15 protein-coding genes are annotated in these 11,611 nt (G+C 74.0%); 8 read left to right on the plus strand and 7 right to left on the minus strand.

Translation table 11 applies throughout. The annotated features are described in order from the left end of the window. Nucleotides 1-302 precede the first annotated feature (302 nt). Nucleotides 303-431, plus strand: coding sequence for a hypothetical protein (locus tag TR48_RS46360; protein ID WP_268873582.1), 129 nt, complete (start codon nt 303-305; stop codon nt 429-431). Nucleotides 432-473: 42 nt separating this feature from the next. On the opposite strand, the gene TR48_RS17715 is transcribed toward TR48_RS46360, so the two are convergent. Further along, entirely contained in the window at nt 474-1,181 is a 708-nt protein-coding gene (locus TR48_RS17715; RefSeq protein WP_042368248.1) for a rhomboid-like protein, read from the minus strand. Between the two features lie 147 nt (nt 1,182-1,328). Here TR48_RS17715 and TR48_RS17720 point away from each other — a divergent pair, with 147 nt between their 5' ends. The 3 genes from TR48_RS17720 (at nt 1,329) to TR48_RS17730 (ending at nt 3,559) form a co-directional block, all read left to right on the plus strand. Next, the gene (locus TR48_RS17720; RefSeq protein ID WP_042368250.1) at nt 1,329-2,054 is read left to right on the plus strand and encodes an SDR family oxidoreductase; all 726 of its coding nucleotides are present in this window, start codon (nt 1,329-1,331) and stop codon (nt 2,052-2,054) included. A gap of 171 nt (nt 2,055-2,225) precedes the next feature. Further along, entirely contained in the window at nt 2,226-3,077 is an 852-nt protein-coding gene (locus TR48_RS42015; protein WP_161789853.1) for a VOC family protein, read from the plus strand. Further along, nucleotides 3,074-3,559, plus strand: a complete 486-nt coding sequence (locus TR48_RS17730; RefSeq protein ID WP_042368253.1) for a TIGR00725 family protein — start codon at nt 3,074-3,076, stop codon at nt 3,557-3,559. Before TR48_RS42015 ends, TR48_RS17730 begins: the two co-directional genes overlap by 4 nt. Nucleotides 3,560-3,609: 50 nt before the next feature. Here the strand turns inward: TR48_RS17730 and TR48_RS17735 are convergent, their stop codons facing one another. Further along, nucleotides 3,610-4,260: a TetR/AcrR family transcriptional regulator gene (locus tag TR48_RS17735; protein ID WP_052442750.1), complete on the minus strand. Its 651-nt coding sequence runs from the start codon at nt 4,258-4,260 to the stop codon at nt 3,610-3,612. A gap of 84 nt (nt 4,261-4,344) precedes the next feature. Here TR48_RS17735 and TR48_RS17740 point away from each other — a divergent pair, with 84 nt between their 5' ends. After that, nucleotides 4,345-5,205, plus strand: a complete 861-nt coding sequence (locus tag TR48_RS17740; protein ID WP_042368255.1) for a sterol desaturase family protein — start codon at nt 4,345-4,347, stop codon at nt 5,203-5,205. Between the two features lie 33 nt (nt 5,206-5,238). Here the strand turns inward: TR48_RS17740 and TR48_RS17745 are convergent, their stop codons facing one another. Next, nucleotides 5,239-6,945: a sigma-70 family RNA polymerase sigma factor gene (locus TR48_RS17745; protein ID WP_236652199.1), complete on the minus strand. Its 1,707-nt coding sequence runs from the start codon at nt 6,943-6,945 to the stop codon at nt 5,239-5,241. 124 nt (nt 6,946-7,069) lie between these two features. Continuing rightward, nucleotides 7,070-7,537 carry a DUF5709 domain-containing protein gene (locus TR48_RS17750; RefSeq protein WP_042368257.1) on the minus strand — a complete coding sequence of 156 codons (468 nt, stop codon included), beginning with the start codon at nt 7,535-7,537 and terminating at the stop codon, nt 7,070-7,072. Between the two features lie 207 nt (nt 7,538-7,744). Between TR48_RS17750 and TR48_RS17755 the strand changes: the two genes are divergently transcribed. After that, nucleotides 7,745-8,863, plus strand: coding sequence for a site-2 protease family protein (locus tag TR48_RS17755; RefSeq protein ID WP_042368259.1), 1,119 nt, complete (start codon nt 7,745-7,747; stop codon nt 8,861-8,863). Nucleotides 8,864-9,022: 159 nt separating this feature from the next. On the opposite strand, the gene TR48_RS17760 is transcribed toward TR48_RS17755, so the two are convergent. Beyond that, on the minus strand, nt 9,023-9,877 hold the full coding sequence (locus tag TR48_RS17760) for a glycerophosphodiester phosphodiesterase (RefSeq protein ID WP_052442751.1): 855 nt from the start codon (nt 9,875-9,877) through the stop codon (nt 9,023-9,025). Nucleotides 9,878-10,018: 141 nt separating this feature from the next. On the opposite strand from TR48_RS17760, the gene TR48_RS17765 reads away from it, so the two are divergent. Next, entirely contained in the window at nt 10,019-10,204 is a 186-nt protein-coding gene (locus tag TR48_RS17765) for a hypothetical protein (RefSeq protein WP_042368261.1), read from the plus strand. Between the two features lie 20 nt (nt 10,205-10,224). Here TR48_RS17765 and TR48_RS17770 read toward each other — a convergent pair whose 3' ends face one another. Next, on the minus strand, nt 10,225-10,524 hold the full coding sequence (locus TR48_RS17770) for a DUF5808 domain-containing protein (protein WP_042368269.1): 300 nt from the start codon (nt 10,522-10,524) through the stop codon (nt 10,225-10,227). A gap of 143 nt (nt 10,525-10,667) precedes the next feature. Here TR48_RS17770 and TR48_RS17775 point away from each other — a divergent pair, with 143 nt between their 5' ends. Then, a complete protein-coding gene (locus TR48_RS17775; protein ID WP_042368390.1) occupies nt 10,668-10,955 on the plus strand; it encodes a dsRBD fold-containing protein in 288 nt (95 codons plus the stop codon). A 13-nt stretch (nt 10,956-10,968) separates the two neighbouring features. Here TR48_RS17775 and TR48_RS17780 read toward each other — a convergent pair. After that, the coding region (locus tag TR48_RS17780; protein ID WP_201777128.1) for a hypothetical protein at nt 10,969-11,611 on the minus strand (643 nt) is incomplete at its 5' end.

Raw genomic sequence — 11,611 nt, forward strand, 5'->3', positions numbered from 1 at the left:
CCCGCCGATGCGTCAGCGACAACAGAGGTTGTCGGACACGCTGTGCGCACACATGGCCAGCAGCGCGACCTGGTAGGTCGGCTGGTACGGGGCGATGTGGTGGTGCGCGTGCATGGTCATGGACTGTATGTGGGCTGAATAAGGCCAGTCAACATGACGACCTTTCCGGTCTCGGATGCCGGACCATTTTTTGGACAGAGCCCGGCAGTGGCCGAGATGTTGTCGGCGGCGACGCCTAGGGTCTGCGACACGACCCGGCAGTCGCCCGTCCCGTTCCGGCGCGCGTGGAGCCGGTTCTCCTCGTGGCTCGCCGAGAACGCGCCCGCCGATCACGCCGCACTGCGTCCGCCCGCGTCGAGGGCGAGGCGGCCGACCTTCAGCGGCTCACCTGGGACGTCGTCACCCGCTGGGACACCGTCACCAGCGGGTGAGGCGGCCGGGAGTCGGGCCGAGGCCGCGCCCCCTTCGGGCCTTCAGGCGTCCGCACGGGCGCGGCCGCGGTGCAGGCGGCGCCAGAGGGTGCGGGCGGTGGCGGCCGGGTCCCAGGATCCCGGGCGGGAGCGGGTCAGGGGGTAGCAGGCGAGGCCGAGCAGGACGGCGCTGAGGTGGCCGATGCTGGTGAAGTCGCGACTGCGCACCACGCCGAAGGCGTAGAAGAGGAGCAGCCCGGCCGCGTAGACGTAGCGCCAGGGCTTCGTGATCAGGTAGACCAGCACCGCCTCGATCCCGGCGAGGGCGTAGCTGACCCCGTAGTCGAGCGTGTAGCGCGCCTTCTCCGGGGCCATGTCGTGGTCGATGGCCCACAACAGGACGCCCTCGCTGATGTAGGTCGCGCCCACGTGCGCGATCAGCACCACCGCCAGCCAGCGCACGGTGCCCAGCCAGCGCTCGGCCGGGACGTGGAAGATGTTGTAGAGGACGAAGTAGAAGAACCAGCCGCCGCCCGCGATGTAGAAGCCGCTGGTGATCAGCACCCGGATCGGCGAGACCGACAGGTAGTGCAGGTTGGTGGAGTGCCGCCGCAGGATCCGGTCGGCAGTGTGCGGGTTCACGTGGCGCAGCACGACGGTGGTCGCGAAGAGGATCGTCAGCCAGACGAAGGTGCCCGGGGCCCTGCGGACGTACCTCCGCACGGCCCGCCAGGCCCGGCCGATCCGGGACTTCGCCGTCGCGCGGTCCATGATCCCTTCTAACCCGGACGGCGGACGGAGGCAACCCCAGGCGGGACCGCGACGGTCCGGCCGAGGTCCCGCGACGGCCCCGCCACGGCCTCGACTCGGCCCGGCGTAGGCTGGCGGTGATCGTTTCGGGCGCGGGGGAGGACGGGCATGGAGCTGGCCGGGTGGACGATGGTGATCACCGGCGCAGGCCGGGGCTTCGGCCGCACCCTGGCGCTGCGCGCGGGCCGGCTCGGAGCCCGCCTGTACCTGTCGGCCCGCAGCGCCGACGCGGCCCGGAGCGTGGCCGCGGAGGTCGTCGCGGACAGCGGCGCGAGCGCGGAGGGCTTCGCCTGCGACCTGGCCGACGCGGCCGCCGTCCGCGCCTTCGCGGGGGCCGTCGCCGCTCGGACCGGCCAGGTGGACGTGCTGGTCAACAACGGCGCCCGCTACCTCGACGGTGCGGACCTCTGGGACGCCGAGGACGAGGCGATCGCCGACGCCCTCGCCGGCGGCGCGACCGGCACGGTGCTGACGGTCAAGCACTTCTTGCCGCTGCTGCGCGCCTCGGCGGGGGCGGACGTGGTCAACCTCATCTCGTCCGTCGCGGAACCGCGCAACCACCGCTCGCTCTCCCACCCCGCCTTCTACGCGGCCAAGGGCGCGCAGGCGGGGCTCGCCGACATCCTGTCCGCGCGGCTGCGGCCCGAGGGCATCCGGGTGGTCTCGCTCTACCCGCCGGACTTCACCGACAGTGATCCCCTCGCCGCCGAGGAGTCGGCGAAGCGGACCGCCGACCAGCCGCTCAGCGGCGCCTCCGTGGCCGACTGCGTGCTCTTCGCGATCGCGCAGCCGCGGGACTGCTTCATCCGCTCGTTCCACTTCGAGCAGCTCTGAGGCGGCGGCGAGGCGGCTCCGGCGGGGTGGTCCCGCAGCCTCCGGCGAGCCCGGGACACGGCTCGCAGGGTCCCCGGGACGGGGGTTTCCGGAGCGTAGGATGGTTCGGGAGCGACCCACAGGTGGGCGTGCCGAGGCCGGGCGCCGCCGATCGATCCGGGAGGCGAACCGATGCCTGGCGACATTCCGGTTTCCCCGGACCCCGACGAGTCGCGCCCCCGGGTACGCGGCGCGCGCGTGCGGGGGGTGCAGGGCGCGCCGTCCTGGGTCAGCCTCATCGTGCGCGACCTCGCCGCCGCCGAGCGCTTCTACAACGGGCTGCTCGGCTGGGAGTTCGAGGAAGGTCCGGAGCGCCTCGGCGCCTTCGTCTACGTCGTGGTGGACGGCCACCGGGTCGCGGGGATCAGCGAGGTCGGCGACCTCGGCTTCGGCATCGGCTGGACGACGTTCTTCGGCGTCCGCGACGCCCACGAGAGCGCCCGCCGCATCGCGGACCGGGGCGGCACGATCGGCGTCGGCCCGGTCGCCATCGACGCCGGCCGCATCGTGCTGGCCCGCGACCCGGACGGGGCGAGCTTCGGCCTGTGGCAGGGCCCGGAGGAGCTCCCCGAGGCGTCGACCTCCCTGGTCGCCAAGGTCCCGGCCTGGATCGAGCTGCGCACCGCCGATCCGTTCAAGTCCGCCCTGTTCTACGGCGAGGTCCTGGACTGGGATCCGGAGATCTCCCACCGCACCGAGGTCGTCTGGGAGCACGAGCGCGTGGTGCTGCGCATCGACGGCCGCAGCATCGCCGCGATCGGCGGCCCCGAGCCCTCGCCGGACACCGGCGTCGCCGCACCGCCGGCCTGGCGGGTCTTCTTCGCCACCCCGGACCTCCCCAGCGCCCTCACCCGTGCGGTGGAGCTCGGCGGCCGGGTCGTCATCCCGGCGACGCCGACCCCGTACGGCCCGTTCGCCCAGCTCCAGGATCCTTCGGGCACGCGGCTGTGCCTGATCCAGCCGCCGGACCGCCAGGCCACGTGAGCCACCCGCCCTACGTCGCGGTCGTCGGGCCGGGCGAGGCCACCCCGCAGGAGTCCGCGGCGGCCGAGGAGGTCGGCCGCCGTCTGGCCGCACGCGGTGCGGTCGTCGTCTGCGGCGGCCTCGGAGGGGTCATGGAGGCGGTCGCCCGGGGCGCGGGCGGCGCGGGCGGCACCGTGGTCGGACTGCTGCCGACCCGGGCCCGCTCGGACGGAAACCCGTACCTGACGGTCGCCCTCCCGACGGGCCTCGGCGAGCTCCGCAACGGCCTCGTGGTCGGCGTGGCCGACGGCGTGATCGCCGTCGGCGGCAGCTGGGGCACGATGAGCGAGGTGGCGCTGGCCCTGCGGACGGGTAAGCCCGTGGTGTCCCTGGGCGGCTGGGCGTTGACGCCGCCGAGCGGCGGCGTTCCGGGGCCACGCGGGACGGCGACGCCGCAGGAGGCGGTGGAGACGGTCCTCGCCCTCGTCCTCGGCGTCGGCTGACCGACGGGCGCCCGCCCGGCCGAGCGAGCCGCCGAACCGTCGCCGAGCGCTCAGTCGAGCGCGGCGCCGGTGGGCGGGGCGGACTCCATCGGGCCGAAGACCGCGCCGCTCAGCCGGATGGTGCGCGCGGTCATGTCGGCGCGTGACTCGCCGGGGTGGTCGATCCACCAGTTCACCAGCGCATCGAAGACGTTGACCCAGGCGGCGGTCATGGCCGAGGCGTCGAGCGGGTCGTCGTTGCCGGCCAGGTGCAGCAGTTCGCGCACGCCCTCGACGCCCACGGCGTGCATGCGCCGCGCGTACTGGTCGTGCTGGGCGGTGATCTCGGGCGTGGCGGGCATGGTCGGGTCGCGGAAGACCCGCCACATCCACGGCCGGGGTTCGAGGGCGGCGTAGAACTGGTCCAGGGTGACGATCACGCGCTGCTGGCCCACCAGGCCGAGCCGGGCGGTGCGCTCGATGACCTCGACGAGGACCTCGCCCGCGCAGGTCAGGCAGGCCGAGAACAGCCCCTCCTTCGACCCGAAGTAGTTGTAGATCAGGGGCTTGGAGATGCCGGCCTGCTCGGCGACGGCGGTCAGGGAGGTGCCGGCGTAGCCGTGCTCAGCGAAGACGCGGCCGGCGATGTCGACGATCTGCCGCTCACGTTCCGGTCGAGCGACGCCCTTGGTGCCTGCCCTGCTGGTTGTTGCCTTGCCCATGTCCGAAGCATAGCGGACCCAATTGACCCCATGGTAACTTACCCAGAAGTCACTTACTGTCCGTCACTTCATGGGAGGAGTTCCATGTCGGACCTGCTGGATCCGATGCAGAACCCCGTCACCTACGCGCTGCCTTTCTTCGTGCTGAGCGTGCTCGTCGAACTGGCGGCGCTGCGCTGGCTCGACCACGACGACAACGTGACCGGCTACTCGTTCGAGGACGCGCGCGCCAGCCTCACCATGGGGGTCGGTTCGCTGTTCTTCCTGACCGCCTTCAAGGTCGGGACGTTCTTCGTCTACAGCGCGCTCTACACCTACCTGGCGCCCTGGCATCTGCCCACCGGCGCCTGGTGGTTCTGGGTGCTGCTGCTGATCGCGCTGGACTTCTCCTACTACTGGAACCACCGGTTCGTGCACCGGACCAGCATCGGCTGGGCCGCGCACCAGGCCCACCACTCCAGCGAGTACATGAATTTCGCCACCGCGCTGCGACAGAAGTGGAACCCCTGGTTCGAGTTCTTCTTCTGGCTGCCGCTGCCGCTGCTCGGGTTCGCGCCCTGGGCGCTCTATGTGGCGTTCTCGACGAACCTGATCTACCAGTTCTTCGTGCACACCGAGCTGGTCGACAAGCTGTGCAGGCCCGTCGAGTTCCTGTTCAACACGCCCTCGCACCACCGCGTGCACCACGGCTCGGACCCGGAGTACCTGGACCGGAACTATGGTGGCATCCTCATCGTCTTCGACCGGATCTTCGGCACGTTCCAGCCGGAGCTGCACCGGCCGACCTACGGCCTGACCAAGCCGGTGGGGACCTACGACGTCCTCAAGCTCGAGTACCGGGCCTACGGCGAGTTGCTGCGCAAGGTCGGTGGCGCGCCCCGCCTGCGCGACAAGCTCGGCTACGTCTTCGGGCCGCCCGGCTGGGAGCCCGCCGCCGACCGGTAGCCCCGCGGCGGCGGGCTTTGGCCGTAAGGGCCGTCAGTTGGAGAAGTCCTGCGTCATCCAGACGTTGCCTGAGCTGTCGCGCATCACAGCGATGCCGATGTGGTGGAAGTCCGGGCTCAGGATGTTCTTCCGGTGGCCGTCGTTGGGCGGCTGCTCCGCCAGCATCGAGCGGGTCAGGCCGACGGCCATGCCCGCGATGCCGGAGGTGTCGTCGGAGACGGGCCCGCCCGTGCCGATGTTCTCGCCCGCGTTGGACCACTGCACGCCCGCCGCGGTCTCCCGGTCGCCCAGCGCCGGCTCGCCGGGGCAGTCGTGGGAGAGCCCGCAGCCCGCGGCCATCACCCGGTTGTGCGCGCCCGAGCTGGAGTTCAGGCCCGAGGTCAGCGTCAGCGGCGCCAGGCCCTGGCCGGCGCGCGCCTGGTTGATGACGGCCAGCACCTGCTGCACCGCCGCCTCGTCGGCGGACTGCGGGGTGGGCGCGGCCGCGGGCGGGGCGTGCGTGGGCTTCGGGGACGGCTTCGGGCTCGACGAGGAGCGGCTCGGGGACGGGCTGGCGCTCGGCGTCGGGCTGGCCGACGGCGACGGGTCGGCGCTCGGCGAGACGACGGGCGCGGTGGTGCCCTCCGCGGCGACCGCCGAGGTGAGACCGGGCCGCGCCGCGCTCGGGCCCTGGCCGAACAGCACGACGCCCGCGCCGACCGCCGCCGTGACCGTCACCGTCGCGGCCGCAGCCGCGAGCAGCGGCTTGCCGGAGAACGGGCCGAGCCGACGCCGGGGGAGCCGGTGGGAGATGCGCCCGGAGGAGGTGCGCTGTGCCGGAATGTGCACGGTCGGCGCCTCGGCGGGATGCGGGAGGGGATGGGGTTGCGGGTGCCAGGTGAACGCGTCCGCCGCGGCCGCGGCGTGGAAACCGCCCTCGGCGAGACGGCTCAGCAGCCACGCCGCGGTGGCGGCCGGCAGCGGCACCAGGGCGAGGTTCACCAGCAGGCGCTCCGGCGGCACGAGGTCCGCACCGAGCGCGCCGCAGTGCTCGCACTCCCGCAGGTGCCGCGCGAGGCGCTTGCGCCAGAGCGCGCTCGGCCTGCCGTCCCACAGATGCACCGTGCGGGCCAGCTCCGGGCAGCGCGGCTGCGCCGAGAGCGCGCGGACGACCCCGCGCGAGACGTCCAGTTGCGCCTTCATCCGGCTGACCCGCACCGTCACGTGGTGCGCCTCCAGGCCGAGCGCGCCCGCCAGCTCGGTGCGGGTGAGATGGCCCGTGGTGACCAGCCACCACAGTGAGAGCAGCTCACGGTCGTCCTGGTCCAGCCAGCGCGTCGCCTCGACGGTCTCCCGCCGCTGCCCGGACAGGCCCAGCTCGGTCAGGGTGAGGTCCTCGAAGTCCGCGCCGGGGTCGGCGACGGCGGCGAGCTCGTCGAGCGCCCGGTCGTGGCCGCCCTGCGCGGCGCTGGCGCGCGACTGCATGTGCCGACGTATCTGGTTCATCGTGACCGCCGCCAGCCAGGACCGGTACGCGGAGTCGTCCCGCAGGTCCGGCAGGCCGCGCAGCACCCGCAGCATCGTCTCCTGGACGACGTCGTCGACGTCCACGCGCCCGGACAGGGCGCGGCCGACGATGTTGTAGACGAGCGGCAGGCTCTGTCCGACCAGCTCGTCCACGGCCTCCTGCCGCCCGCTCCGTGCCGCCGCGACCAGCCCCGCCTCCACCGACCAGCCCGCCATCCCGTGCTCCTCGCCCACGTCGGTTCCATCCGTACGTGAGTGGAGACCCTACGGAAGGCACGGGGGTCACAGAAATCGGTCGGTCGGCTGGAATTCGTCGAGGGGCGGCCTGACGGCGGCCGTCCGCCGCCGCCGGACGGCCTCACCAGCCGCCGAGGACGGCCTCCGGGTCGTCGGTGGTGTGCATGGCGGCCTCCTCGGCCGTCGCCGCGCCGCCCGCGATGCCCGCGTCGGCGGCGATCAGGTGGCTGCGGGCGTCGGCGCTCTCCACCAGCCGCCCGGAGCGGGTCTCGCCGGCCTCCGGGTCCACGGGTTCGCCGTCGGTGCCCACGCAGTCGCCGATGCCGTCGCCGTCGGGCGCGCACACGTCAGGGTTTTCGGCGGCGAGCCGCTGCGTCAGCGTCTCCCGGTCGCGCTGCTCGGCGGCGGTGTTCCCGTAGCGGCCGACGGCCAGGGGCCGTTCGGGAGGGGCGTAGCCCTCGTCGAGCACGTCCTCGAGACCCCGGTCGTCGAGGGTGTCCTCGGGCTCCAACGGGGAGATGTCGTCCTGGACGTCGCCGTCACCGCTGGGCTGGTAGACGTCGTCCCCCATCAACTCGTCGTTCGACACGGTACGCATCCCTTCCGGTCCGGCCCTGCGGCACGGACCTCTTGGCGGAGCCGCGAGGTGCCTGCGGCGCTGACGGAGGCTGTTTCGATAGTCCCACCAGCCGCCCTTTCATGCTCTGCGGGGCGCAATGCATCAGTTCCTCATGCCCCGGGGCGGTGGGCCTGCCCGGAACGGGAAGACTGTTCCCGGGACGAGGAGGCGGGCGCGATGAGGGGTTCGGCCACGTTCGGGCGCCTGTTCGGGATACCGGTGCGGGTGCACTGGAGCGCGCCCCTGCTCGTCGCCCTGCTGGCCTTCGGGCTGGGCGACCGGACGCTGCCCGCCTGGCTGCCGGGGCGCGGAGGGGGCTACTACCTCGGCGCGGGCGTGCTCGGCGCGCTGCTGCTGGTCGCCAGCCTGATGGCGCACGAGCTCGCGCACGCGCTCGTCGCCCGGCGGGCGGGCACGGACGTGGACTCGATGACGCTGTGGGCGCTCGGCGGCGTGACCAGGATCGGCCGCCTGACCGCCCCCGCCCGCGAGTTGTGGGTCGCCCTGGCCGGTCCGCTGACCAGCCTCGTGCTGGCGGGGGCGGGCATCGGGCTCGGGTTCGTCGCGCTGCGGGCGCTGCGCTGGGACCTGCCGGCCGCGCTGCTGCTCTGGACCGGGGCGGTGAACCTGCTCGTCGCGGTCTTCAACCTGCTGCCCGCCGCGCCGCTGGACGGCGGGCGCGTACTTCAGGCGGCGCTGTGGTGGCGCGCCGGGGACCGCGAGCGGGCGGAGCGCCAGGCCGGGCGGTGCGGCCAGGCGCTCTCCGTGCTGATGCTGGCCGGCGGCTGGGCGGCGCTGGTCCGCGGCCAGGGCGCGGGGCTGTGGCTGCTGGTGGTCGGCGGCTTCCTGGCGGTCGCCGCCGCAGCGGAGATCCAGCACGCCAAGATCGGCCTGGCCGTGCGCGGCCACACGGCTGGGGAGCTGATGACCTCGCCGCCGCCGGTCGTCCCCGACTGGACCACGGTGGCGCGCGCTCTGACGGACAGCGGGCCGTGGCGCGCCGCCGGGGCGGCCGCCGTCGTCGACCTCGACGGGCGTCCGAGCGGTCTGGTGCGACTGCGCACACTCCTGGCCGTCCCGGAGCGATACCGGGACGGGACCCGGGTGCGCGACGTCGCCGTCCCCCTCGCGCGCTGCGCGACAGCCGGGCCAGAGGCCGGACTCCCCGGCCCCGCACTGGACGCGGCGCTGGGCAACCCGCCGCTGCTGGTGCTGGAGGACGGCCGGCTGGTCGGCGTCCTCGCGCTCACCGACATCGCCGTCCTGATGCAGGACCGCCGCTTCGTCCGCGGCTAGCGCGCAGCTTCGTCGAAACCGAGCTGGACTCGTTCGGGAACTGGACGTCGACGGGTCTCGCGGTGGCCGGCGACAACGGGCTGCGGATCGTGACGCTCGACCCGGCGGCGCCCGACCACGCCGGCGCGATCAGCCTGCTGACGGGCGAGTACCAGGCGGTCACGAAGACCTGACGGCGCGGCCGACGCCGCCCGTGCCGCCGGCGGGGGTGAGCACGGAGAGGGCGAGCTCCGGGTCGTTGGTGATGAGCACGTCCGCGCCGAGCCGGGCCAGGCGGGTCATCCGGGCCGGGCGGTCCACCGTCCAGGCGCTGACCGCCAGGCCCCGGCGCCGGGCCCAGGCGACCAGCGGGTGCGTCAGCCGGTGGTGCTCCATGTTCAGGTACTGGGGCTGGACGCGGGCCAACAGGTCCGCGCCCGGCGGCAGGAAGGACTCCCAGCTGAGCGCGATCCGCGCCGCGGCCGAGGCAGCGCGGATCCGCGTCAGCGCGGTCAGGTCGCCCGCGAACACGCACGCGTCCAGCAGCCCGAGCTCGCGGACCAGGGCGAGCGACGCCTCGCCGCCGTCCGGGGCGGGGACGTCGACCATGACGGTAGCCTCGGCCGCCGCGCACACCGGCAGAGCCTCGCGCAGGGTCGGGATCCGCTCGCCGGCCGGGCCGGTCACCGCGGCCACCTCGGCCGCGTCCAGGTCGGCGAGGGCGCGGGGCAGACCCCACAGCCGGTCCAGGGTCGCGTCGTGGAGCAGGACGGGGGTGCCGCAGCGGGTGAGGCGGACGTCGATCTCGACCCAGTCCGCGCCCAGCGCCAGCGCCGCGCGCAGCGAGGGGAGGGTGTTCTCGCGGGCGACCAGCGGAGCGCCTCGGTGCGCGACGATGGCGACGCGCCGTCCCTCGGAGGGCCGGGCGTCCGACGGCCGCGCCTTGGCCGGTCGGCCATCGGACGGCAGGGCGGCGGCGGGCTGGTCGGCGGCCGGTCGGGCGTGGAGTAGTTCCGTCTCGTCCTCGGCCTGCATGGGCGCGCACCCCGTCCTCTCGTCCCCGGTCGGGTGTCGGCCCAGGTTACCCACCCGCCGACGCCGAACGGTGGATGATCTGTCATGCTGCCTCGACCGGGGGCATTGGTGCGATCAGCTGACGAATGAAGGAGACGTTGGATGGAGCCGGATCGTCCCGAGGAACTCTCGGGGTCCGCGTCGCCCGCCGAGGCGGAGCCCGCCGCTCCGCTGTCGATGCTGGACGCGGTCGGCCGCCTCAGCCCGGAGCAGGCCGGGCTCCTCGGGGTGCTCATCGGCCTGCGCCGTCTCGACGACGGCACGCAGCCGCGCAAGCCGGACGCGTAGGGCCCGAGCGGCCGCGGCGGTCACTTCCCGGGCGGCAGCGGGCGGACCAGCCGGGCCAGGTTGACGCCGTAGCCGACGCCGAAGGCGTGCGGGGTGAACAGCGCGTCGTTGTCCGGGGCCCAGTACTCCGCGCGGATCCGGGCCAGGGTCGGCGGCCGGAAGTCGTAGGGCAGGCCGACGATCCGCCCCCGCCAGGTCCGCTCCTCGGCCGGCCGGCGCAGCTCCTTCGCCACGGCCGCGGCCGTGACGCCGATCGCGGCGGCGAGGACGACCCGGTTGATCGTCCTGCCGCTCCGGCGACTGTCGTGACGGGTGGTCATACCTCGACGCTAGGTCGCCGCGGGGATGCGGACAAGTGGGTGTTCACGCTCCCGGGACTTCCGCTGCGGCGTGGGAGCGTGGCGCACTGGAACCAGGCTGGTATCCCGTGTCGGGGGAGGGCGACCGGCGGAAGGAGACCATCATGGACGGCAGCGACGGCCCCGCCTCCAGCGGCGTGCACACCAAGAGGTGGACGGTCCGCGTGGACCTGTTCGAGGACGGCGACGTCACCACCGCGCACGCGGTGCTGGACTGCGGGGAGACCAGCCTGCAGGCGCACTCCGCGTCCCTGCGCGACCCCGTGGACCGGCCGATGCCGCAGATCGGCGACGAGTTCGCCGCGGGCCGGGCGCTGATCGACCTCGGCTACCAGCTGCTGCGCGCCGGGCAGGCCGACACCCGGGCGAACACCGTGCTCCCGGAGCTCTGAGCCGCCGCGGCCCTCAGCGCGCCGCCTCGGCCCGCCTCTTGATGGCGAGCAGCATCCTGCGCTCCATCACCAGACCGGCCGGTTCGAGCACGTAGAGCGAGAGCAGCCGGGAGACGACCGTGTCGCCCGGCTGCTCGATCCGGTTGCGGCTGACCAGGCGGGTGCTCTGGCCGCGGGGGTGGAGGCCGAAGGACCAGACCCACTGGCCGTCCTGCGACCGCAGCACCAGGGTGTGGTCCACGTCCACGTCGACGACCTCCAGAACCGGGCCGCGGCGGCTCAGCGGCAGCAGGTCGCCGGGCTTCAGCTCCAGGTGGGCGGCCGAGCCGGCGCCGGGCGAGCGGTGTTCGAGACCGAAGACGGTCGCGACCCAGTCGTAGGTGTACGCGCCGCCGCGTCCGGGGCCGAGCTCCACCAGCCACGGCCACACCGCCGGGGGCCGGGCGTCGACGGTGACCGCGCGGGTGGACACCTGCGGGGCGGCGGGGAGCAACTCGTCGCCGGGCATCGCCCGGCACACCTCCACGGCGCTCGCCCCCCACGTCAGGCACGCGTAGCGCCACAGCCACGGATACCCGGCCGCGGCGGCCGCCGCCGTGACCGCCCCGGCGCCCAGCAGCCTCCGGGCGGCCCTGGCCGCCCGCGCGGTGCGCGCG

Source organism: Streptacidiphilus neutrinimicus (assembly GCF_000787815.1).
GTDB classification, from domain to species: Bacteria; Actinomycetota; Actinomycetes; order Streptomycetales; family Streptomycetaceae; genus Streptacidiphilus; species Streptacidiphilus neutrinimicus.